Source organism: Sinobaca sp. H24 (genome assembly GCF_023845525.1).
Genome location: NZ_JALBWT010000016.1, coordinates 63,476 through 86,490, shown reverse-complemented (window position 1 = coordinate 86,490; position 23,015 = coordinate 63,476). Strand labels below are relative to the sequence as shown.

The 23,015-nt window shown below is 46.3% G+C and carries 14 protein-coding genes, 16 tRNA genes, 3 rRNA genes and 4 pseudogenes; 6 read left to right on the top strand and 31 right to left on the bottom strand.

The genetic code is table 11. The features are described 5' to 3' along the window. Positions 1-6 precede the first annotated feature (6 nt). A pseudogene (queG, locus tag MMY81_RS18990) lies at positions 7-1,114 on the bottom strand (tRNA epoxyqueuosine(34) reductase QueG). Between the two features lie 98 nt (positions 1,115-1,212). Here queG and MMY81_RS18985 point away from each other — a divergent pair. Next, positions 1,213-1,908 (top strand): B3/B4 domain-containing protein, encoded by a 696-nt coding sequence (locus MMY81_RS18985; protein WP_252314082.1) that lies wholly within the window; start codon positions 1,213-1,215, stop codon positions 1,906-1,908. A 49-nt stretch (positions 1,909-1,957) separates the two neighbouring features. Here MMY81_RS18985 and MMY81_RS18980 read toward each other — a convergent pair whose 3' ends face one another. The 20 genes from MMY81_RS18980 to MMY81_RS18885 form a co-directional block, all read right to left on the bottom strand. Next, positions 1,958-2,224: a hypothetical protein gene (locus MMY81_RS18980; protein WP_252314081.1), complete on the bottom strand. Its 267-nt coding sequence runs from the start codon at positions 2,222-2,224 to the stop codon at positions 1,958-1,960. Positions 2,225-2,396: 172 nt separating this feature from the next. Further along, positions 2,397-2,477: transfer RNA gene (locus tag MMY81_RS18975), tRNA-Leu, on the bottom strand. A 21-nt stretch (positions 2,478-2,498) separates the two neighbouring features. Then, positions 2,499-2,588 (bottom strand) — tRNA-Leu (locus MMY81_RS18970). Between the two features lie 24 nt (positions 2,589-2,612). Next, positions 2,613-2,687 (bottom strand) — tRNA-Cys (locus MMY81_RS18965). A 42-nt stretch (positions 2,688-2,729) separates the two neighbouring features. After that, positions 2,730-2,804 (bottom strand) — tRNA-Gly (locus MMY81_RS18960). Positions 2,805-2,809: 5 nt separating this feature from the next. After that, positions 2,810-2,884: transfer RNA gene (locus MMY81_RS18955), tRNA-Gln, on the bottom strand. A gap of 9 nt (positions 2,885-2,893) precedes the next feature. Next, positions 2,894-2,969 (bottom strand) — tRNA-His (locus MMY81_RS18950). A gap of 12 nt (positions 2,970-2,981) precedes the next feature. Then, positions 2,982-3,056, bottom strand: a tRNA-Trp gene (locus MMY81_RS18945). A gap of 13 nt (positions 3,057-3,069) precedes the next feature. After that, a tRNA-Tyr gene (locus MMY81_RS18940) sits at positions 3,070-3,155 on the bottom strand. A gap of 3 nt (positions 3,156-3,158) precedes the next feature. Further along, a tRNA-Thr gene (locus MMY81_RS18935) sits at positions 3,159-3,234 on the bottom strand. Between the two features lie 8 nt (positions 3,235-3,242). Further along, positions 3,243-3,318, bottom strand: a tRNA-Phe gene (locus MMY81_RS18930). A gap of 71 nt (positions 3,319-3,389) precedes the next feature. Beyond that, positions 3,390-3,466: transfer RNA gene (locus MMY81_RS18925), tRNA-Asp, on the bottom strand. A gap of 4 nt (positions 3,467-3,470) precedes the next feature. Further along, positions 3,471-3,547: transfer RNA gene (locus MMY81_RS18920), tRNA-Met, on the bottom strand. A 12-nt stretch (positions 3,548-3,559) separates the two neighbouring features. Then, a tRNA-Val gene (locus MMY81_RS18915) sits at positions 3,560-3,635 on the bottom strand. A 6-nt stretch (positions 3,636-3,641) separates the two neighbouring features. Next, positions 3,642-3,716, bottom strand: a tRNA-Glu gene (locus MMY81_RS18910). 15 nt (positions 3,717-3,731) lie between these two features. Next, a tRNA-Ser gene (locus MMY81_RS18905) sits at positions 3,732-3,824 on the bottom strand. 2 nt (positions 3,825-3,826) lie between these two features. After that, a tRNA-Asn gene (locus MMY81_RS18900) sits at positions 3,827-3,901 on the bottom strand. Between the two features lie 10 nt (positions 3,902-3,911). After that, a 5S ribosomal RNA gene (rrf, locus tag MMY81_RS18895) occupies positions 3,912-4,028 on the bottom strand. 60 nt (positions 4,029-4,088) lie between these two features. Next, positions 4,089-7,024: ribosomal RNA gene (locus MMY81_RS18890) — 23S ribosomal RNA — on the bottom strand. Between the two features lie 196 nt (positions 7,025-7,220). Further along, positions 7,221-8,790 (bottom strand): 16S ribosomal RNA (locus MMY81_RS18885). Together the 16S, 23S and 5S rRNA genes with 16 tRNA genes alongside form the textbook arrangement of a ribosomal RNA operon. Positions 8,791-9,207: 417 nt before the next feature. Here MMY81_RS18885 and MMY81_RS18880 point away from each other — a divergent pair. Further along, positions 9,208-9,564 carry a YgzB family protein gene (locus MMY81_RS18880; protein WP_252314080.1) on the top strand — a complete coding sequence of 119 codons (357 nt, stop codon included), beginning with the start codon at positions 9,208-9,210 and terminating at the stop codon, positions 9,562-9,564. Between the two features lie 30 nt (positions 9,565-9,594). Here MMY81_RS18880 and perR read toward each other — a convergent pair whose 3' ends face one another. The 4 genes from perR to bcp all read right to left on the bottom strand — a co-directional run bounded on the left by perR (position 9,595) and on the right by bcp (position 11,877). After that, a complete protein-coding gene (gene perR / locus MMY81_RS18875) occupies positions 9,595-10,032 on the bottom strand; it encodes a peroxide-responsive transcriptional repressor PerR (protein ID WP_120193967.1) in 438 nt (145 codons plus the stop codon). Positions 10,033-10,140: 108 nt separating this feature from the next. After that, on the bottom strand, positions 10,141-10,434 hold the full coding sequence (locus MMY81_RS18870; RefSeq protein ID WP_120193599.1) for a cyclic-di-AMP receptor: 294 nt from the start codon (positions 10,432-10,434) through the stop codon (positions 10,141-10,143). An 11-nt stretch (positions 10,435-10,445) separates the two neighbouring features. Further along, positions 10,446-11,408, bottom strand: coding sequence for a D-2-hydroxyacid dehydrogenase (locus MMY81_RS18865; RefSeq protein ID WP_252314079.1), 963 nt, complete (start codon positions 11,406-11,408; stop codon positions 10,446-10,448). Further along, positions 11,401-11,877, bottom strand: coding sequence for a thioredoxin-dependent thiol peroxidase (gene bcp / locus MMY81_RS18860; RefSeq protein WP_252314078.1), 477 nt, complete (start codon positions 11,875-11,877; stop codon positions 11,401-11,403). Before bcp ends, MMY81_RS18865 begins: the two co-directional genes overlap by 8 nt. A 206-nt stretch (positions 11,878-12,083) precedes the next feature. On the opposite strand from bcp, the gene MMY81_RS18855 reads away from it, so the two are divergent. Together MMY81_RS18855 and MMY81_RS18850 are read left to right on the top strand one after the other, a co-directional pair. After that, a complete protein-coding gene (locus MMY81_RS18855) occupies positions 12,084-13,379 on the top strand; it encodes a glutamate-1-semialdehyde 2,1-aminomutase (protein WP_252314077.1) in 1,296 nt (431 codons plus the stop codon). A gap of 88 nt (positions 13,380-13,467) precedes the next feature. Continuing rightward, a complete protein-coding gene (locus tag MMY81_RS18850; protein ID WP_252314076.1) occupies positions 13,468-14,556 on the top strand; it encodes an FUSC family protein in 1,089 nt (362 codons plus the stop codon). 31 nt (positions 14,557-14,587) lie between these two features. On the opposite strand, the pseudogene MMY81_RS18845 reads toward MMY81_RS18850, so the two are convergent. The 3 genes and pseudogenes from MMY81_RS18845 to fabL all read right to left on the bottom strand — a co-directional run bounded on the left by MMY81_RS18845 (position 14,588) and on the right by fabL (position 17,721). Continuing rightward, positions 14,588-16,379: pseudogene (locus tag MMY81_RS18845) on the bottom strand (ABC transporter ATP-binding protein). Next, on the bottom strand, positions 16,376-16,903 hold the full coding sequence (gene ntdP / locus MMY81_RS18840; RefSeq protein ID WP_120193605.1) for a nucleoside tri-diphosphate phosphatase: 528 nt from the start codon (positions 16,901-16,903) through the stop codon (positions 16,376-16,378). The pseudogene MMY81_RS18845 and the gene ntdP overlap by 4 nt, the downstream one beginning before the upstream one ends. Positions 16,904-16,968: 65 nt before the next feature. Continuing rightward, the gene (fabL, locus tag MMY81_RS18835) at positions 16,969-17,721 is read right to left on the bottom strand and encodes an enoyl-[acyl-carrier-protein] reductase FabL (protein WP_252314075.1); all 753 of its coding nucleotides are present in this window, start codon (positions 17,719-17,721) and stop codon (positions 16,969-16,971) included. A 147-nt stretch (positions 17,722-17,868) separates the two neighbouring features. Here fabL and MMY81_RS18830 point away from each other — a divergent pair, with 147 nt between their 5' ends. Continuing rightward, the gene (locus tag MMY81_RS18830) at positions 17,869-19,023 is read left to right on the top strand and encodes an aminotransferase class I/II-fold pyridoxal phosphate-dependent enzyme (RefSeq protein WP_252314074.1); all 1,155 of its coding nucleotides are present in this window, start codon (positions 17,869-17,871) and stop codon (positions 19,021-19,023) included. A 63-nt stretch (positions 19,024-19,086) separates the two neighbouring features. Further along, positions 19,087-19,407 carry a hypothetical protein gene (locus tag MMY81_RS18825; RefSeq protein ID WP_252314073.1) on the top strand — a complete coding sequence of 107 codons (321 nt, stop codon included), beginning with the start codon at positions 19,087-19,089 and terminating at the stop codon, positions 19,405-19,407. Positions 19,408-19,513: 106 nt separating this feature from the next. On the opposite strand, the pseudogene MMY81_RS18820 reads toward MMY81_RS18825, so the two are convergent. The 3 genes and pseudogenes from MMY81_RS18820 to mutY form a co-directional block, all read right to left on the bottom strand. Then, a pseudogene (locus MMY81_RS18820) lies at positions 19,514-21,131 on the bottom strand (gamma-glutamyltransferase family protein). Between the two features lie 12 nt (positions 21,132-21,143). After that, positions 21,144-21,848 carry an SDR family NAD(P)-dependent oxidoreductase gene (locus MMY81_RS18815; RefSeq protein ID WP_252314109.1) on the bottom strand — a complete coding sequence of 235 codons (705 nt, stop codon included), beginning with the start codon at positions 21,846-21,848 and terminating at the stop codon, positions 21,144-21,146. A gap of 54 nt (positions 21,849-21,902) precedes the next feature. Next, positions 21,903-22,996 (bottom strand): annotated as a pseudogene (gene mutY / locus MMY81_RS18810) (A/G-specific adenine glycosylase). Positions 22,997-23,015 lie beyond the last annotated feature (19 nt).

Below are 23,015 nucleotides of genomic sequence, written 5' to 3'. Positions count from 1 at the left end.
CCTTTTCTATTTCACTGGAAGACCAAGAGCCGTTTCCAGCTCCGCCAGAACCTCGGACTCCTGTTCAAGCATATAAGCTTCTTCCAATCCTACAATTGCTTCATGGGTGCCAATTTGTCCCAGAGTCCATGCACAGGACGAGCGGATCACTGGTCTTGGATCATTTTTAATTAATTCATTAAGTTCCGGCACAGCAGATTCCTCTTAAAGTTTCCTAATGCACATAACGGCGTTACGTTGGATCGGCTTTTTGCCTCTCCATGAACCAGCGATGGAACCAAATCGTTCTTTAAATTCTTTATTGCTCATATGCAGAAGGGAATTTAAATTAGGCTTAACCGTTTCCGGATCCGGTTCGAATTCTTTTTGGTGTGAAAGTCCACCCCTTTGTTTTTTTGGACATACCTGCTGGCAGGTGTCACACCCGTATATACGGTTACCGATTTTTTTGCGGTATCTTTCCGGCAGCATATTTTTGTCTGCGTTAAAAAACGCAATGCATTTATTGGCATCAAGCTGTCCTCCCTGGATCAGGGCATCTGTCGGACAGGCATCGACGCATATATTGCACGATCCGCATTGATCAGTCAACGGAACATCCGGCTCGATGGCAAGCGTAGTGAGCATTTCACCCAGGTACACATAGGAACCAAACTCCGGGGTAATAACTGCACAGTTTTTTAGCACTCCAGCCGATACCTGCTCTTTCAGCTACCGCTCTGTCTGAGAGCTCTCCTGTGTCCACCATGGACCGGCACTGTGCCTGTGGATCTAATTCTTTCACGTACTCTTCCAGCTTGCTGAGGCGCTTACGTAATACGTTATGATAGTCTTCTCCCCAGGAAGCACGACAGAATATACCCCGCCTGTCTCCTTTTATACTTTTGGGTGCATTTTTTAATTTAGACGGATAGGCAAGAGCAATAGAAATGATCGTTCTTCCCTCTTCCATAAGCAGCGAGGGATGGGTTCTTTTTTCTATATCTTTTTCTTCAAATCCAGACTGATACTGAAGCTGCTGCTGCGTAATCAGTCTATCTTTTAACGTTAGAAATGGATCGGCGGAAGCGAATCCAACCTTATCAATACCGATCTCTTTGGCGTAGGATATGATTTTTCTTTCAGCGTTTCTTCAGGCAATCGCCGTCTCCCCTTTTTCTTCATTCCATACTATAGTAAACTCATTTTATTAAGAGACAAAGGAGTTTTTATATGATTAAACAAATCCTGCTCGATAAATCTTTACTCGATACAGCTCCCGGACTAAAAATTGGAGTGATTCACTATAAGGATATCATAGTTGGGGACTCCCCTAAAATGATTAAAGGCCGGCTGCAGTTTTATCAGGAAACCATGCATACGGAACTGCAGGAGCTGCCTCTGACAGAAAAAGAAGGTATTTTAGAATGGAGGAAAATTTTCAAGGCGATTGGCACCGATCCTTCCAGATACCGCCCTTCCCATGAATCACTGGCACGAACAGTGAAAAAAACCGGAGCTCTTTCTTTTGTTCATTCTGCCGTTGATTTAAACAACTTTTTTTCCATCCAGTATATGCTTCCTGTTGGAATTTACGATGCTTCTGCATTACATGGAACCGTAACGATAAAAGTCGGCGGGGAAAGCGATACATATGAAGGACTAAATGGAAGAGACAATAATTTTGAAGGAAAAATTGTTTCTGCTGATGATAAAGGAGCATTTGGAAGCCCTATTGTTGATTCCCACCGGACAAAAACAACAATAGAAAGTAAAGAAGCACTCCAGCTTTTCTATCTTCCTCCCTCTCTTCCAAAAGAAGAAGCGGTAAAGCTTTTGGCAGCCTCCTCAAAAATGTTTCATCAAATACACAGTGGAGAAGCTTCCACTATCATTCTAGATGCAGAACAGCCGGCTTTCTCTTTTTAAAAACGATATACACAACAAAACACATCCATCTCTGGGTGTGTTTTATTGTTTAATATTTGTGATGAATATGCAGGTTGATTTCCTCAGCAATTTCAAACCACTTTCTCATATTCTCTTCAATGTAAGTCTGGTGATTTGCAGGAAGACGTTCTAAAATAATCGTTTTAAAATCTTCAATCTCATTCTGTTCGAAAAAAAATGTCACAAATACCGTCGAATGAATAGTATGTGTTAACGTATAGTTAATGTGGAGGTCTTCATGCAGATCTTTTGTTTTTATAGATGTTTTTGATTTAACTGGTTTTATAGGTTTCATATGCATTCCCCCTTTTTATGTAAAAGGAAATTATTTAGAAAATTCTTACTATTATGAATATATATGATTTCTTTATTATATCATGAAATCATCTAGTATTTTGCATTATTTCCACCAACAGAAAAAAAAACAGCTCCCGGCAGCGGGACCTGTTTACGTATAATTAAATGAGTGGTAGCGGTGGCCGGGATCGAACCGGCACTCTGGAACACGATTTTGAGTCGTGCGCGTCTGCCAATTCCGCCACACCGCCAAGTCAGTAAATTAATGAAGTTGGTGCCGAGGGCCGGACTCGAACCGGCACGGAGGTACACCCTCCGCAGGATTTTAAGTCCTGTGTGTCTGCCAATTCCACCACCCCGGCAGGTTTAAAAGGAAAAATGATGTATGGAGGCGACACCCGGATTTGAACCGGGGAATAGGGGTTTTGCAGACCCCTGCCTTACCACTTGGCTATGCCGCCATTTATGAAATGCGGTCTTTTATGTGTGACTCGCGTTAAAAATGGAGCGGAAAACGGGATTCGAACCCGCGACCCCCACCTTGGCAAGGTGGTGCTCTACCACTGAGCTATTTCCGCATAAATGGCTGGGCTAGCTGGATTCGAACCAGCGCATCACGGAGTCAAAGTCCGATGCCTTACCGCTTGGCCATAGCCCAACATAAAAATGGGGCGGCTGATGGGAATCGAACCCACGAATGCCGGAACCACAATCCGGTGCGTTAACCACTTCGCCACAACCGCCATAATTAATATTGGCAGGGGTAGTAGGAATCGAACCCACATCTGCGGTTTTGGAGACCGCCGTTCTAGCCGTTAAACTATACCCCTATATGAATAAAAATGGTGGAGGGGGACGGACTCGAACCGCCGAACCCAGAGGGAGCAGATTTACAGTCTGCCGCGTTTGGCCAACTTCGCTACCCCTCCACATGGTGCCGGCCAAAGGACTTGAACCCTCAACCTACTGATTACAAGTCAGTTGCTCTACCAATTGAGCTAGACCGGCAAAAAAAGTGGTGGCTCGAGACGGAATCGAACCGCCGACACGTGGATTTTCAGTCCACTGCTCTACCGACTGAGCTATCGAGCCATGCTTATATTTTCTCTATGAACAGTTTATACTGTCACTAGAAAAATACAACTACTTCTTTAAAAATAAAATGGCGGTCCGGACGGGACTCGAACCCGCGACCTCCTGCGTGACAGGCAGGCATTCTAACCAACTGAACTACCGGACCATTTTGGTTGCGGGGGGAGGATTTGAACCTCCGACCTCCGGGTTATGAGCCCGACGAGCTACCAGGCTGCTCTACCCCGCGATGTATAAAAAATGGTGGAGGATGACAGGATCGAACTGCCGACCCCCTGCTTGTAAGGCAGGTGCTCTCCCAGCTGAGCTAATCCTCCATTATTTGGTGACCCGTACGGGATTCGAACCCGTGATACCGCCGTGAAAGGGCGGTGTCTTAACCACTTGACCAACGGGCCTAAAACTATATGTAATGGCGGAGAGCGAGGGATTCGAACCCTCGAGACGGGTTAACACCGCCTACACGATTTCCAATCGTGCTCCTTCGGCCACTCGGACAGCTCTCCATTGGCTCCACAGGCAGGATTCGAACCTGCGACCGATCGGTTAACAGCCGATAGCTCTACCACTGAGCTACTGTGGAATATTATAAAGCCCGGCAACGTCCTACTTTCACAGGGGGTCGCCCCCCAATTATCATCGGCGCACAAGAGCTTAACTTCCGTGTTCGGCATGGGAACGGGTGGGACCTCTTGGCCGTTGTCACCGGACAACATCGGAACCGGTGGTTCCTTCAAAACTGGATAGCGACATCCGAATGGAAAAAGTGTTTGGATAAGTCCTCGATCGATTAGTATCTGTCAGCTGCATGCGTCGCCGCACGTCCACCTCAGACCTATCTACCTTGTCATCTCCAAGGGATCTTACTCACTTGCGTGATGGGAAATCTCATCTCGAGGGGGGCTTCATGCTTAGATGCTTTCAGCACTTATCCCGTCCACACGTAGCTACCCAGCGATGCTCCTGGCGGAACAACTGGTACACCAGCGGTGTGTCCATCCCGGTCCTCTCGTACTAAGGACAGCTCCTCTCAAATTTCCAACGCCCGCGACGGATAGGGACCGAACTGTCTCACGACGTTCTGAACCCAGCTCGCGTACCGCTTTAATGGGCGAACAGCCCAACCCTTGGGACCTACTTCAGCCCCAGGATGCGATGAGCCGACATCGAGGTGCCAAACCTCCCCGTCGATGTGGACTCTTGGGGGAGATAAGCCTGTTATCCCCAGGGTAGCTTTTATCCGTTGAGCGACGGCCCTTCCATACGGGACCGCCGGATCACTAAGCCCGACTTTCGTCTCTGCTCGACTTGTAGGTCTCGCAGTCAAGCTCCCTTTTGCCTTTGCACTCTGCGAATGATTTCCAACCATTCTGAGGGAACCTTTGGGCGCCTCCGTTACTGTTTAGGAGGCGACCGCCCCAGTCAAACTGCCCACCTGACACTGTCCTGATCCGGATCACGGACCGAGGTTAGAATAGTCGTACAGCCAGGGTAGTATCCCACCAACGCCTCCACCGAACCTAGCGGTCCGGTTTCCAAGGCTCCTACCTATCCTGTACAAGCAGTACAACCATCCAATATCAAGCTACAGTAAAGCTCCATGGGGTCTTTCCGTCCTGTCGCGGGTAACCTGCATCTTCACAGGTAATATAATTTCACCGGGTCTCTCGTTGAGACAGTGCCCAAGTCGTTGCACCTTTCGTGCGGGTCGGAACTTACCCGACAAGGAATTTCGCTACCTTAGGACCGTTATAGTTACGGCCGCCGTTTACTGGGGCTTCAATTCAAAGCTTCTCCCCGAAGGGGATAACCTCTCCTCTTAACCTTCCAGCACCGGGCAGGTGTCAGCCCCTATACTTCGCCTTGCGGCTTCGCAGAGACCTGTGTTTTTGATAAACAGTCGCTTGGGCCTTTTCACTGCGGCTCTCCTGGGCTATTCACCCGAAAGAGCACCCCTTCTCCCGAAGTTACGGGGTCATTTTGCCGAGTTCCTTAACGAGAGTTCTCCCGCGCGTCTTAGAATTCTCATCCCACCCACCTGTGTCGGTTTGCGGTACGGGCACCTTTTTCCTCGCTAGAGGCTTTTCTTGGCAGTGTAGGATCGGGAACTTCGGTACTTAATTTCCCTCGCCATCGCCGCTCAGCCTTGATGAAGAGCGGATTTGCCTGCTCTTCGGCCTAACGGCTTGGACGTGCATATCCAGCAGCACGCTTGCCCTACCTTCCTGCGTCCCCCCATTGCTCAAATGGAAAGGAGGTGGTACAGGAATTTAAACCTGTTTTCCATCGCCTACGCCTTTCGGCCTCGGCTTAGGACCCGACTAACCCTGAGCGGACGAACCTTCCTCAGGAAACCTTGGGTTTTCGACGGAAGGGATTCTCACCCTTCTTTTCGTTACTCATACCGGCATTCTCACTTCCAGGCGCTCCACCAGTCCTCACGGTCTGGCTTTACGGCCCCTGGAACGCTCCCCTACCACGATCCCCCAGGGGGATCCTCCACAGCTTCGGTACCGCATTTAGCCCCGGTACATTTTCGGCGCAGAGTCACTCGACTAGTGAGCTATTACGCACTCTTTCAATGGTGGCTGCTTCTAAGCCAACATCCTAGTTGTCTAAGCAACTCCACATCCTTTTCCACTTAATGCGGATTTAGGGACCTTAGCTGGTGGTCTGGGCTGTTTCCCTCTCGACTACGGATCTTAGCACTCGCAGTCTGACTCCCGGACAACAAGTCTCTGGCATTCGGAGTTTGACTGAATTCGGTAACCCGGGAAGGGCCCCTCGTCCAATCAGTGCTCTACCTCCAGGACTCTAATCCGAGGCTAGCCCTAAAGCTATTTCGGGGAGAACCAGCTATCTCCGAGTTCGATTGGCATTTCACCGCTACCCACACCTCATCCCCGCAATTTTCAACTTGCGTGGGTTCGGGCCTCCAGTAGGTGTTACCCTACCTTCACCCTGGACATGGGTAGATCACCCGGTTTCGGGTCTACGACCGCATACTAATACGCCGTTGAAGACTCGCTTTCGCTGCGGCTCCGCCTCTTCGGCTTAACCTGGCATACGATCGTAACTCGCCGGTTCATTCTACAAAAGGCACGCCGTCACCCATAAACGGGCTTCGACTACTTGTAGGCACACGGTTTCAGGATCTGTTTCACTCCCCTTCCGGGGTGCTTTTCACCTTTCCCTCACGGTACTGGTTCACTATCGGTCACTAGGGAGTATTTAGCCTTGGGAGATGGTCCTCCCGGATTCCGACGGGATTTCTCGTGTCCCGCCGTACTCAGGATCCACTCCGGAGGATCAGCGATTTCGGCTACCGGGCTGTTACCGTATCCTGCGGGCCTTTCCAGGCCGCTTCGCCTATCGCTGATCTTGATAACTCCGATGGAGTGTCCTACAACCCCAGGATGCAAGCATCCTGGTTTGGGCTGATTCCGTTTCGCTCGCCGCTACTCAGGAAATCGCATTTGCTTTCTCTTCCTCTGGGTACTAAGATGTTTCAGTTCCCCAGGTCTGCCTTTATCTACCCTATGTGTTCAGGTAGAAATACTATCGGATTAACGATAGTGGGTTCCCCCATTCGGACATCCCCGCCTCACAGCTCACTTACAGCTCCGCGGGGCGTATCGCCGTTCGTCGCGTCCTTCATCGGCTCCTAGTGCCAAGGCATCCACCGTGCGCCCTTTCTTACTTAACCGTTTTTCCGTAAAAAAACAGCTGGCGCCTGCTTACGCAGGGCTTGCTTGGTCTTTTTTGTTTCGTTGTCGCTATCCAGTTTTCAAAGAACCAGGGATCGTCTTGCGAGAGGGTATCCTCTCAAAATGGAATGAAAACAACTGCGCGCACCTCGGACCGGTGGTCCGGGGGTCGATCCACGAATCAATGCTCCGTAGAAAGGAGGTGATCCATCCCCACCTTCCGGTAGGGATACCTTGTTACGACTTCACCCCAATCATCTGCCCCACCTTCGGCGGCTGGCTCCCAAAGGGTTACCTCACCGACTTCGGGTGTTGCAAACTCTCGTGGTGTGACGGGCGGTGTGTACAAGGCCCGGGAACGTATTCACCGTGGCATGCTGATCCACGATTACTAGCGATTCCGGCTTCATGCAGGCGAGTTGCAGCCTGCAATCCGAACTGAGAATGGCTTTGCGAGATTGGCTCCACCTCGCGGTTTCGCATCCCTCTGTACCATCCATTGTAGCACGTGTGTAGCCCAGGTCATAAGGGGCATGATGATTTGACGTCGTCCCCACCTTCCTCCGGTTTGTCACCGGCAGTCACCTTAGAGTGCCCAACTAAATGCTGGCAACTAAGATTAAGGGTTGCGCTCGTTGCGGGACTTAACCCAACATCTCACGACACGAGCTGACGACAACCATGCACCACCTGTCATTTTGTCCCCCGAAGGGGAACCTTCTGTCTCCAGAAGTAGCAAAAGATGTCAAGACCTGGTAAGGTTCTTCGCGTTGCGTCGAATTAAACCACATGCTCCACCGCTTGTGCGGGCCCCCGTCAATTCTTTTGAGTTTCAGCCTTGCGGCCGTACTCCCCAGGCGGAGTGCTTAATGCGTTAGCTTCGGCACTAAGGGCATCGAAACCCCTAACACCTAGCACTCATCGTTTACGGCGTGGACTACCAGGGTATCTAATCCTGTTTGCTCCCCACGCTTTCGCGCCTCAGCGTCAATAACAGACCTGAGAGCCGCCTTCGCCACTGGTGTTCCTCCACATATCTACGCATTTCACCGCTACACGTGGAATTCCACTCTCCTCTTCTGCATTCCAGTTCCCCAGTTTCCAATGACCCTCCACGGTTGAGCCGTGGGCTTTCACATCAGACTTAAGGAACCGCCTGCGCGCGCTTTACGCCCAATAATTCCGGACAACGCTTGCCCCCTACGTATTACCGCGGCTGCTGGCACGTAGTTAGCCGGGGCTTTCTGGTGAGGTACCGTCAGGGGGCGGCCCTGTTAGAACCGCCCTTGTTCTTCCCTCACAACAGAGCTTTACGATCCGAAAACCTTCATCACTCACGCGGCGTTGCACCGTCAGACTTTCGTCCATTGCGGATGATTCCCTACTGCTGCCTCCCGTAGGAGTCTGGGCCGTGTCTCAGTCCCAGTGTGGCCGATCACCCTCTCAGGTCGGCTACGTATCGTCGCCTTGGGGAGCCCTTACCTCTCCAACTAGCTAATACGCCGCGGGCCCATCCTCCAGTGCATGGCCCGAAGGCCATGCTTTTACAAGCAGATCAGGTGATCTGCTTGATTATCGGGTATTAGCTCCGGTTTCCCGGAGTTATCCCCGTCTAGAGGGCAGGTTGCCCACGTGTTACTCACCCGTCCGCCGCTCAATTCCCCGGTTTCCCTCCGAAGAGGTCCGCCGGGTGCATGCGCTCGACTTGCATGTATTAGGCACGCCGCCAGCGTTCGTCCTGAGCCAAGATCAAACTCTCCATGAAAGTTGATGCTTAGTTCTTGCTGGTCTTACGTTGCGCAGCAGGCCTTGCCTGCCGCGACTTGTTGTTCGCGCGTTGTTTTCATTCCATTTTCAAAGGACACTTTTTTTGATGCTGTCGTGTTTTGGCGACTTTTATAAGATACCATTTTCAATTGTTAATGTCAATGATATTTATAAAATTAATCTGCTGTGTTTCTTTAGAGCAGGAAGCCGTTTGGCGACAATGTGTAATATACCATTATATAAAATAGATAGTCAACAGATATCAATAAAATTATTATAGAAAAATGATTCTGAATAATCCACTTCTATTTGATTCACTATCTATTTCTATAACACAGCTTCTATTATCATGTGAGAAGACAGTTTTTGCAAGCACTTTCATGTGATATAATCATTATATCCGGGAGGTAATAACATGGCGCTGAAGGCTTCAAATAAAATCAACCGTATTAGAACGTTTGCTTTATCCCTAGTTTTCGTTGGTATTTTTATTATGTATATTGGTATCTTTTTCAGAACTTCTCCTATTATAATGACGATTGCTATGATATTAGGCTTTATTTTTGTGATTTCCAGCAGCGTAGTTTATTTCTGGATTGGAATGATTTCCACTAGTACTGTTCAGGTAACCTGCCCCAACTGCAATAAGGCGACAAAGATTCTCGGTAGAGTGGACGCATGCATGTACTGCGATGAACCACTGACTCTTGATAAAACCCTGGAAGGAAAAGAATTCGATTCGGCTTATAATAGAAAACATACAAAAAGCTGACCCATTATTGGGTCAGCTTTTTGTGATTTATTAATGTCTTGAAATCGGCGCACAGTCAGGACACTTACCGTAAATCTCCATACGGTGGGTGTTAATCTGAAAACCGGTAACATGTTCTGCCAATGACTCTACTTCATCAAGACCGGGATAGTGAAAATCAACGATCTTTCCGCAGTCTGAGCAGACGACATGGTAATGATCAGACGTAACGCAGTCAAAACGGCTTGATGAGTCCCCGTAGGACAACTCTCTTACAATACCTACTTCTTTGAAAACACGAAGATTATTATAGACAGTAGCAACGCTCATATTCGGGAATTTTCCTTCGAGGGCCTTATATATATCATCTGCGGTCGGATGGCTCATCGAATCATATAAAAACTCCAAAATAGCATGACGTTGCGGAGTCATGCGAATCTTCGTACTCTTCAAAGAATGCACTACTTCCTGAAGACGTTCATTCGCCATCGTCATGCACCCCACTTTCTTTTATAAAACAATTCTTTAATTATAATTCTTATAATTAAATATTATCCGAATTATAGATTGGTTGTCAAACATTGTCCCTTTAAGGTTTTACAGTACCGGCAGTCCGGAAGCATTTTTCGCATCTATCAGGAAACTGATAAATCGATGCGTGCGTTCTTCCTTTTTTCCTTTTTTCTTTTCATAGTCCAAACATATACTTTTTAAGGATTCAGTAAGCACATCTACTTCTTTTTCAGGTATTCCAAATAAAAATGTAGTACTTCCTTTTCGAAGAAAGCTTCCGCTGCTGGACAGTTTTGTCATCCGGTAGCCTAATCTTTTGGTGCGGTTCTCAATTTCATCCGCATAAAAATCATCTGCAATACATATCATTAATTTCATACAGCCGCCCCCTAATATCCTTTTTTAACGTCTACTGCATTAATCATAGATTCCGGGTGACGCAGAAATGCTTTTAGATTTTTTTCAAATATATCCATAGCTCTTGGTACGTATCCTGAAGAAATACCTGAAATATGAGGAGTTACGGTAACATTCTCCATTTCCCAGAATGGATGGCTCTCACCGAGCGGCTCCTGATTAAATACATCCAGAACCGCATGATGAATGGCTCCCTGTTTCAGTGCATCTATAAGATCCTGCTCCTGCACAGTGGCACCTCGTCCTATATTAATAAACACTGATTCTTCTTTCATTGCTTCAAATATATATTTATCTATTACGTTTTCCGTTTCTTCTGTTAAAGGCAGAATGTTTACTACGTAATCCGCTGAAGCTACTGCTTCTTTAAGCTGAGAGGCATTGTACATCTCATCAAAAAAAGAGGCTGCTTCTCCTTTTGTGTTAACTCCTGTTGTATGCATATCAAACCGCTTAACCGCTTTTGCCGTTTCCGTCCCAATAGATCCCGCTCCAAGAATGGTTACGTTTCTGCCTTCTACTTCAACAGGCACAGCCCGGCGGCTCCATATCTTCTGCTGTTCCTGCTTGTAGTAATGCTTTCCCTGCCTTGCATGCTGGAGTATTGCAAAAATGGTGTATTCTGCCATTGGCTTCCCATGGATTCCTTTGACGTTAGTTACTTTTATTCCCTTTTGCTCTATTGCTTTAAACGGCATTTTATCCATTCCTGCTGATATCACCATGATCCACTGCAGCTGGGGAGCAGCGTCTATATCTTCTTCAGTCAAGTCCTCTCCATAAGTAAGCAGTATATCTGCCTCATGAAGGTACCTCCTCGCCTCTTCGATTGACTTGGACCAGATAAATACAGCTTCCGGGAACGATTGGTTTAAATGTTCTTTAATAGCTGATTTCATTTTAGTTGTGGAAACGATAACTGGTTTATCATTCATGATCGGATGACTCCTTTAATGAGTGCAGCACCTGATCTGCGTGATTTTTCACACGGACATTTCTCCACTCTTTTATTAAGACGCCTTCTTTATTAATAAGAAAAGTAGAACGTACAATTCCCATGTATTCCTTACCGAATGTTTTTTTCAGCTGCCAGACATCAAATGCTTCAGCTGCAGTTTTATCTTCGTCGGACAGCAGAGGAAACGGAAGACCGTATTTCTCAATAAAAGCCTGATGTTTTTTTATCGGATCCGGGCTGATCCCCAGCACGACAGCATCAGCTTTCTCCCATTCTTCCGACAAATCCCTGAAATCGCAGGCTTCTGTTGTGCAGCCGGGCGTCATGTCTTTTGGATAAAAGTAGAGCACAATGTTTTTTCCTTTATAGTCCTCCAGGGATATTTCATTTCCACTGCTTGCAGGAAGCGTAATGGATGGCACTTTTTCTCCAATATGTATAGTCAATAGTGTTCCTCCTCTTAAGTCTTTGTATGTAAATTATTACAGCAACCTCCGTTTTTCGCAACATCAGGAAAAGGAATATGGAAAAATTTTCATTTATACATCCTTTTTCACTTATTATATAGATAAAAAGAGGAAAAGTAAGATAAAATAGAAAGTTGAACCGTATGACTGCACACTAAAACCATTTATCAAAAGGATGAGTAAAAATGAAAGAACGCATAGAATCTGAAGCTTTATACAATGAAGCAAAAAACATTATACTGGGCGGAGTAAACAGCCCGTCCCGCTCTTTTAAAGGTGTGGGAGGAGGTACACCCGTTTTTATGAAAAACGGGAAAGGCGCCTATTTATACGATGAGGACGGAAACAAATACATCGATTATCTAGCAGCCTATGGTCCCATTATTACCGGCCACGGGCATCCAGCGATTACGCAGGCTATTACAGAGGCTGCTGAAAACGGCACGCTTATCGGTACACCAACAAAGCTGGAAAACCAGTTTGGAAACCTTCTTCGCTATGCCATCCCTTCCCTGGAAAGAGTGCGTTTTGTTAATTCCGGCACCGAAGCGGTCATGACCACTATCCGGGTAGCTCGCGCCTATACCGGAAGAAATAAAATCATAAAATTTGAAGGCTGCTATCACGGACACTCTGACCTTGTGCTGGTGGCTGCCGGATCCGGGCCCTCCACCCTTGGTTCTCCTGACTCCGCCGGCGTCACTAAAAATATCGCAGAAGAAGTCGTTACCGTGCCTTTCAACGATCTGGAGAGCCTCCAGGCCGCTTTGGATTATTGGAAAGATGAAATTGCTGCTGTAATGGTGGAACCTATTGTAGGAAACTTCGGCATGGTTATGCCGGAACCAGGATTTTTGGAGGGCGTTAATGACCTAACCCATAAGGCCGGTGCTCTCGTTATTTATGATGAAGTGATTACAGCATTTCGCTTTATGTACGGCGGAGCCCAAAACCTGCTGGGTGTCACCCCCGATATGACAGCGCTCGGAAAAATTATCGGCGGCGGTCTGCCAATCGGCGCATACGGAGGCAGACAGGACATTATGGAAGAGGTAGCTCCAATGGGACCCGCTTATCAGGCAGGAACGATGTCCGGTAATCCCGCTTCCATGAGTTCAGGTATTGCCTGCCTGGAGCTGCTGAAACAGCCGGGTCTATATGATAATCTTGACCGTCTTGGTGAAAAACTTGAAAAGGGACTTCAGGAAGCTGTCGATCAATACAATATTCCAGCTTCCATCAATAGAATCAAAGGCGCTCTTACGCTTTACTTCACCCCCGATAAAGTGAAAAATTATCAGGATGCAAAAAAAGGAAATGATATTTTATTCTCAGCCTTCTTTAAAGGTATGCTCGATAAAGGCATCCACCTGGCACCCTCTAAATATGAAGCCTGGTTTTTAACAACAGCCCATACGGAGGCTGATATTGAGGATACTATAAAAGCTGCCAAAGAGGTTCTTGCTTCACTTGCCCCTTGATGAAGCCCCGATTATTGTGTATAGTATCGAATGGCTGAAAGATAAGTCATCAAATACAGTTCTATAGAGAAAGGAATTATTCATTTCCATGAAATTAGGAGCACGTATTTTTAAAACCGGGCTCGCCATCGTTATTGCCATTTACATTGCTACATGGGCCGGTATTGAGCCTACATTTTTTGCAGCCATTTCGGCTACTTTTGCTATACAGCCTTCTGTTTTCCGATCCTACCAGACTATTCTCGAACAGATTCAGGCTAATATTATTGGTGCCGGGCTCGCCATCATTTTTGCACTTACGTTTGGGTTTGAACCGGTTATCATCGGCGTTACGGTAATGGTTACAATCGCCATCATTCTAAAGATAAAACTCGATGCTTCTTCTATTCCTATAGCTTTAGTTACTGTTATTATCATTATGGGAAATCCGGCTTCGCAGACGAACTTTCTTATCTTTGCCGGGGAGCGGTTTCTGCTTATATTAATTGGAGTACTGTCGGCCTTTCTTGTGAATTTAATTTTTCTGCCGCCTAAGTATGAAACCAAGCTTTATCATAAAATATCAGACCATACTGTTGATATAATACGCTGGATTCGTTTAAAAACAAGATTTGAGACGAATCACTATTCCTTAAAAAAAGATCTGCCGGTCATGAACGAAACGTCATTAAAAATAGATAACTTATTTGCACTTTATAAAGAGGAACGGACATACTTCTTAAAAAATAAATGGAGCAAAGCACGAAAAATTGTCTTATTTAAAGAAATGATCTCCGCCCATCGAAAGGCTCTTTCCATATTAAAAGCGCTGGATAAACATGAACACCAGCTCCAGGGAATGCCTGAGGATATGCAGACTTTCATTCAAAGGCAGCTTGATCATTTAACAGAGTACCATGACCGTATTTTAATGCGGTACGTAGGCAAAGTGAATGTGCAGCTGACAGACCGCATGGAAGAAGAAGTCGAATCAGGGGAAAGCCGTCTGACCGACTCCTTTATGGATTTGTATGACCAGCAGTATGTAACAAGAGATGAATGGCTTCATCTGCTGCCGGTCGTCTCCCACATTGTAGAATACAACGAACAGCTCGATCACCTGGCTACATTAGTAGAGAGTTTCTTTAATTTTCACCAGAAAGAAAACACAGTAGCTATCAAGGATCCGGAAGAATAGGAAAAAGCACGCTCTCTTAGAGGCGTGCTTTTTACGTATGCTGTACATTATACAGTTTGTGGTAGGCTCCATGGGCATTCATGAGCTCCACATGAGAACCGCTTTCGCTCACTTTTCCATTTTCAATAACGACAATTCTGTCTGCATGGGTAATCGTAGATAAGCGGTGCGCTACAATAAACGTTGTTCTATCTTTGGATAAAAGCCCCATCGCTTCCTGGATAAGGTGTTCGCTTTCCAGATCAAGAGCTGACGTTGCCTCATCAAATATAAGCATTGGGGGATCTTTAAGAAAAACACGTGCAATAGCCACTCTCTGTTTTTGGCCCCCGGAGAGTTTAACACCACGTTCTCCTACCGGTGTGTCATACCCCTGCGGCAGATTCATGATGAATTCATGAGCGTTTGCTGCTTTTGCCGCAGCTATCACTTCTTCATCTCCCGCATCCGGATTTCCCATCAGAATATTTAATTTGACAGAGTCGCTGAATAAAATATTATCCTGAAGCACGATGCCGATTTTATCGCGGAGCGAATGTATCGTATAGTCGCGGATATCGGTGCCATCCAGCTTAATCGATCCTCCGCTCACATCGTAAAATCTTGGCAGCAGGCTGACCAGCGTGCTTTTGCCGCCGCCGCTCATTCCTACCAGAGCGATCGTTTCTCCCATTTTCACCTGAAGATTGATATCTTTTAATACTTCTTCTTCCACCTTCTTCATAAGCGAAGGTTACATGGTCAAATTGAATTTTCCCATCTGTTCTGTGGAGGATTTCAGCATCCTTTTTATCTTTTATATCATATTTTTCATCTACAAATTCAAATACTCTATCCATGGAAGCAATAGACTGCGTAATAGTCGTTGAGGAGTTTACGAGTCTTCGAAGCGGGCCGTAAAGCCTTTCAATATAGGCGATAAAAGCTACCATTTCTCCTACCTGCAGCCCCCCGTTTATAACGAGATAACCTGCTGCCAGGATAACGATTAATGGAGCTATGTCAGTAATTGTATTAACGACTGCAAACGTTTTTGCATTCCATTTGGAATGATCAATCGCTTTATCAAGAAAATTTGAGTTTCGTCTGTTGAACTGGCCCTGCTCATAATCTTCCAGCCCAAAACTTCTGATTACGTTCATGCCCTGGACCCGTTCGTGAAGGTGTCCCTGCACGTCCGCGAGCGCCTGGGACCTGACTTTTGTCAAATGGCGGAGCCTGGAGTAAAAATATTTAATGGAAATACCATAAAGCGGAAAAAGCGATATGGCAACAAGCGTCAGCCACCCGTTCATCGTAAGCATAATAATGATAACGATAATAATCGTAACCAGATCCAGCCACACGTTCATCAGCCCGGTGATTACAAAGTTTTTTGTCTGCTCCACATCATTGATTACTCTTGAAATCACTTCGCCTGCTTTTCTATTGGAATAAAAGCGGAGACTGAGCTTTTGAATATGTGCAAACAGCTGGTCTCTTATATCATAAAGCACCTTACTGCCGGTCCATTGGGCAAAATACTGGCGGTAGTACTCAACGGGAGGACGTATAATCAGAAAGACAACAATAGCTCCGCCGAGAAGCCATAAGAGCGTATTCGTTTTTTCCGCGCTGCTTATGCCTTCTGCCAGAATTAAATCATCAATAACATAAGCCATAATCAGAGGGGTTAGAAGAGGGATGCCAAATTTCAGTACTCCAATTAATATAGTAAACACGATGATCCATTTGTATGGCTTAACGAAAGTTAAATAACGGCTGATGCTTCCTTTGACTTTTTGCTTTTTTGGTATGTCCCTTCTGCGTGTTCCGGTTTTCATCGAAAGAATAGATACCTTTCATACCACTGCTCCACAAACTGCGGGGCAAATGGCCCTTTTCCCTGGTAAATCCAGGACTGCAGCTCTCTTACCCCATTCCAGACTTTTTCATCAACCATAGCGGGATAATTCATTATTCTGCTGTGTTCTTTATATTCTTCTTCATCGAGTAAATTATAGGTCATGTCCGGAAGGACTTTAATATCCAGGTCGTAATCAATATACTTTAATGCCTCTTCATCCCACACAAAGGGCGTGCCGACATTGCAGTAATAATGAATACCGTCCGAGCGGATCATTCCAATCACATTAAACCATTTTTCCCAGTGGAAGTAACAGATGGCAGGCTCTCTCGTCCGCCAGACCCTGCCGTCTGACTCATGCACTAGAATTCTATCGTTACCGCCGATAATTTCTTTAGATGTGCCTTTTAAAATAAGGGTCTCTTCCCAGACACGATGAAGCGTTCCATTATGCTTATAGCTTTGTATTTCAATTGTTCTTCCGGTTGCGGGGAATTCCATGCATTTCTCCTTCCTATAGCTTCCATAAATATATTTGTCCTTTGTTAATTGATGGCCTAAGGACTTTATGTGAGCAGCGATATACCTCCATCAACAATAATGGTCTGCCCGCGGATCATTGAAGCCTCTGGTGAAAGCAGGAACATGACTCCGTTTGCAAGGTCTTCCTTATCTACCATCCGTCCGGCAGGTGTTCTTTTTTTGGCATCTTCAAGCATTTTCTCCTGATTGGGAAAATGATTTAATGCATCTGTATCGACTACGCCGCCGGATACAGCATTAACTACGATGTTTTTTGGAGCAAGCTCGACTGCCAGGTAACGGGTAAGTGATTCGACCGCTGCCTTGGATACACCGACCGCCGTATAGTTATCGAGCACTCTCTGCGCTCCCAGAGAACTGAGACTGACAATGGATCCGCCATCCTTTTTTTCCATCAGCTTTGCTGCTTCCTGGCCGCAGAACAAAAGAGCTTTGCTGTTAATTCCCATGGTCCAGTCCCAGTGATTTTCTTCAAGCTCCATAAGCGGCTTTAGTACGCCGGAAGCTGCGTTATTTACAAATACGTCCAGCCTTCCGAAATGCTGATCAATTTCCGCAAACAATTCTTTTATTTTCTCCACTTTACCGACGTTTGCTTTAACGACAAGTACTTCGACGCCTTTCGCACGCAGCTCTTCTGCCGTTTCCTCTGCGGCCTTCTTGCTGCGCGCATAATTGATGACAATATTATATCCTTTATCTGCCAGCTTATGGGCAATGTGCTTTCCAATTCCTCTACTGCTTCCTGTTACTAATGCTACCTTATGACTGTTCATCTTTTCTCCTCCATTTTACAATAACACTTTATCCTTACACAGTATAACGTATTTCCTCTTCAAGCAAAAACACCCGTCTTTTTGCCTTTCCTCTTTTTACCGTTTTCTTTTATACTTAATTCAGTATGCAAAAGGAGGACATCTATTATGATTCAACCAGCTGAACGAACAAAATCGCTTGGAGCCAGCGTTTTCACTGAAATGGCCCGCCATAAGAAAAAAGCAGCCTCTAAAGGGATGGATATGATTGATTTAAGCGTAGGAAGCCCGGATCTGCCGCCACCGTCCGAAGTGCGTGCCATTTTGTCGGAAGAAACGCTGGAAAAAGACAATTACGGATATGCGCTGCAGGGTATGGAAGCCTTTAATGAAGCAGCTTCCAGCTATTGCAGCGAACGCTTTAATATTTCCCTCGATTCTTCTGAAGTCCTCCAGCTGCTGGGCTCCCAGGATGGCTTATCCCACCTGGCGCTGGCCTACTTGAATCCGGAGGATTATATTATTATTCCCGATCCCGGTTATCCAATTTATTCTGCCTGCGCTGATCTTGCCGGTGCTTATACATATCCTGTGTCCCTTAATGAAGAAAACCAGTTTATGCCTGATGTAACCGCAGTACCCTCCCATGTGCTGGAACGGGCAAAAATTCTTATTATGAATTATCCCGGCAACCCTGCCTCAGCCCGGGCAACGAAAGATTATTTTGAAAAAGTCGTCGCGCTTGCACTGGAACATTCCATTCTTATAGTCCATGATTTTGCCTATGCAGAGCTGGATTTTACTGAAGATAAACCGCTCAGTATTTTTCATATAGACGGGGCAAAAGAAACGGCGCTTGAATTTCATTCTCTTTCAAAAAGCTTTAACATGGCTGGAGCACGCATAGGTTTTGTTACCGGCAGAGAAGAGCTGTTAAAACCGCTTGCCGATATTAAATCCAATATCGATTATGGTGTTTTTTACCCTATTCAAAAAGCAGCCATCCATGCCCTCGCTTACGAGCAGCCTTTTCTGTCTAAACAAAAGCAGACCTTTCGAAACCGGCGCGACGTGTTCTGCCAGGCACTTCATGAAAAAGGATGGCACGTTACCATCCCGGACGGGGGAATGTTTGTATGGGCGAAACTGCCTCCTTCCTATACGTCGATGGATTTTGCATTGAAAGCACTTGAGGCTGGAGTCGTCGTGACTCCCGGCCATGCTTTTGGCCTGGAAGGAGAAGGCTATGTCCGGATTGCCCTGGTACAGGAGGAAGAAAGGCTTAAGGAAGCCGCCGGGCGTCTTGCGTCTATTATTTCTTAGTGTATTTCTTTGCTGCAATGGGTAAAGAGAGAATAAAGCGCTTTACTTAAAGGAGAGAGATGAATGCAGAAGAAACGCTATTACGTGGACATGGAACAAGCGGGTATGGGTATTTCTGAAGTACAGACCGGCGAAAACACTATCCAATACGCGGTGGACGTTACACCGGAAGAAAAAGAAGAGCTCGAAAAACAAATCGATGAAGTAAAACACGAAGATGCTTCCGGCGGAGAAATTTTAGCCAGGGCAGTTGATGAAAGAAATGCCGATGCAGCCAAAGATAAAATGCAGGTAAAAATGGATAATCTATATAAAAAAATCTTTGAAGTAGGCACACCGGAAACAAAAGACTTCATCCGCGAAATTAGAAGCGACCTTGTCTGATTTGGTTTTCAAAATAAAATAAATGCTATTTGATCAGCGGATATATTTCCAATAAAAACGGCCCCTTTATTTTAAAGGGAGCCGTTTTTAAATCGGCAGCTTTCTGCTACCAGGCTGATATGCTGCCGTCGGTTCTTGATTCAGTTCCAGCGGCATAAACTCCTGAGGCTTTATCCTTCCAGATAATCTGACCGCGTCCAAAACTGCCGGAATGATGAGCGGTTTCCATTTGATGCCCGCGGGCTGCGAGCTGTTGAATGGTTGAAGACGGAAAAGCATGCTCTATACTTACCTTTTTTCCACTTATCCACTGCCATCTCGGGGCATCGAGTGCGGCCTGCGGATTCATATTAAAGTCTATTGTATTCATTACGACCTGCATATGCCCCTGCGGCTGCATGAATCCTCCCATTACTCCAAAGGGACCAACGGCTTCATTTTCCTTTGTGAGAAAACCGGGAATAATCGTATGAAATGTTTTCCTGCCGCCTTCCAGCGCGTTATCATGACCAGGATCCATAGAAAAATTATGCCCTCTATTCTGCAGGGCAATTCCTGTATCAGGAACAACCACCCCCGAACCGAATCCCATATAGTTACTTTGGATAAACGATACCATGTTTCCCTCATTATCAGCGGCTGCCAGATAAACCGTACCTCCTTTTGGAGGAGTCCCGGCCTGAGGATCCATAGCTTTTTCTCCAATAAGGCTCGTTCTTTCTTTTACATATTCTTCAGACAAAAGAGAAGCAGTGCTTTGTTTCATTTTGGCAGCGTCTGTAATATATTCGAGACCATCAGCAAATGCCAATTTTAACGCTTCTATTTGTTTGTGCAGGGTCTCTTCATTGTCTCTTTCTTTCAGGGAATGGCTTTCGATCATTTTTAAAGCCTGCAGCGCAACGAGTCCCTGGCCGTTTGGCGGAATTTCCCATACTTCATATCCTTTATAGGAAACGTGAATCGGCTCCACCCACTCCGCCCGGAAAGAGGCGAGATCTTCTTTTGAAAGAAAACCGTCATGTGAAGCAGAAAATTCCGCTATCTCTTCGGCAATACTGCCTTCATAAAAAGAACGGTCTCCCTTCTTCAGCCAGGCGTCTCAGCGTCCTGGCATGCCCCGGCGATTTCCATATTTCCCCGGCCCGGGGAGCTTTTCCTCCCGGCATAAAAACACGGAACCACTCTTCGAACACTTTGCCTTCCAGCTTTTGCTCAAAAGCGGCAGCTCCTTTATTCCAAAATTCTGCCAGCACCGGTGATAGTGGATATCCGTTTTCAGCATAATCGATTGCCGGCTGCTGCAGCAGATCAGAAAACGGCAGCCTGCCAAAGCGCCGGGAAAGTTCTCCCCAGGCAGAAGGGGCGCCGGGAACGGTAACCGGAATCAGGCCGTGTACAGGAATTTCCGACAGCCCTCTTTTTTTCAATGCGTCAATTGATAAAGAAGCAGGCGCCGGTCCGCTTGCATTCAAACCGTGCAGCTTGTCTTTTATCCAAACCAGCGCAAAAGCATCCCCGCCGATCCCGTTTGAAGTCGGCTCCACAACAGTAAGGCATGCGGCTGTGGCAATCGCAGCATCAACTGCATTTCCGCCTTTTTTTAAAATATCCAGGCCGGCCTGGGAAGCAAGCGGCTGGGAGGTGGCTACTACGCCGTTTTTAGCATAAACAGTAGAACGTTTAGAAGCATATGGATTATAGGCTGCATCAAAAGTAAGCATATAAGTCTCCTTTTACATATTCATATTGGACTGCCCGCCGTCTACATTAATACTTGCCCCTATGATCCAGGAGCTTTTTGGTGAAGCAAGAAATAACGCCGTGTTGGCAATTTCTTCAACCGTGCCGAAGCGGCCGGCAGGTATTTCCTGCTTTACAAATGCCTTCATTTTTTCCGGGTCCGCGTCTATCCGCTTCTGCCAGTTTCCGCTTGGATGGAGGATCGATCCGGGAGCAATGGAATTAACGCGGATCCCCTTTTTCACCGCTTCATCTGCTAAGGATTTTGTAAAACTTATTAAAGCCGCCTTTGCGTTATTGTATGTAGGCTTTCCGCCTGATTCTCTTCCGAAAATGGAAGTAATCTGCAGAATGACCCCTTCCTGCTTTTTTATCATCTGCTCGTAGGCAAGCTTGCTTAAATGCACAGCTGAAAAATAATTCCATTCCATCGCATGATAGAAATCCTCCATATCGGTCTCCAGAACAGAAGTGCCGTTACTGCCCCCCAGATTGTTTACGAGAATATCGATGTCTCCGGCCTCGTCGAGAAAAGTCTGAAATACAGTTTCCCGCTGCTTCTCATCCGTTAAGTCGCCAGCTAAAGGAATAATAGTCTCCTGCTTTGCTGCCATTTCAGTTAGGATGTCCGTTGACCGGGCGGCTGCGCCGACTATGGCTCCCTCTGCGGCAAATGCCTCTGCAATCCCGCGCCCGATTCCTTTGGACGCTCCAGTGACGAGTACTTTTTTCCTGTTAGTTCCAGGTCCATATTACTTCCCCTCTCCTTTTTGCTGGTGCAGTATTTTTTGATGTGATACTGGAAATGCGTAACTTTCCGCCTCTTCAAGCGTCATCCATTTCCAGACGCCCTCCTGAGGGGTTGATACATCGGTATTTACGGTCTCTGCTTCATATACGGTAATATTCCAGATCAAGTGGGAAAATGCGTGCTCCACATATTGAACAGGTTCTACATTAACTGTCTTTTCTCCTATGTGTTCATGAATAAATACCTGCACTTGTTCTGCCTGCGATTCTTCCTGTTTTGTTCCTGCATTTGGAAATTCCCACATTTTAGCGAGAAGTCCCTTTTCTTCTCTTTGATGAAAAAGAAAACGTCCATCCGGGGACTTCAGCACCACAGCCGCCATTTCACGGGCTTTAGCAGCTTTCTTTTTTCTTTGATCGGAAGAATCTGCTCTTTTCCCTGCATACGAGCTTCACAGAATTCCTGCACCGGGCAGAGGAGACATCCGGGTGACCTTGGCGTACAAACCATCGCACCAAGTTCCATAACAGCCTGATTAAACTGGGAAGGCGGAACATTTTCCAAAAATGGAGGAAGAGCAGCTTCGAATGTTTTTCTTGTTTTCGCTTTGCCGATATCCTCTTCAATACATAAAAGCCTGGAAAATACCCTCATTACATTACCGTCCACCGCCGGTTCCGGCAGTTCGTAGGCTATACTCATCACGGCTCCTGAAGTATAGGGACCTACTCCTTTTAATGAAGAAAATAACTTCGGGTCTGCAGGTACTCTGCCTTCGTATTTCTCATGTACTTCTTTTACCGCATGCTGTAGATTCCGCACCCTCGAATAATAACCGAGTCCTTCCCAGGCTTTAAGCACCTTTTCTTCTTCCGCTTCCGCCAGATCTTTAATAGAAGGAAATTTCTCCATGAAGTTATTAAAATAAGGGATAACCGTGTCTACTTTCGTCTGCTGAAGCATCACTTCAGAGACCCATATTCGATAAGGATCCTGGTTTTCCCGCCAGGGAAGGATTCTTTGATTGTGACTGTACCACTCGAGCAGCTGCTCCTGAAAATTTTCTATATCTGTACTATTCCATTTCTCTGTCATTATATCCTCCTGCTGTTGC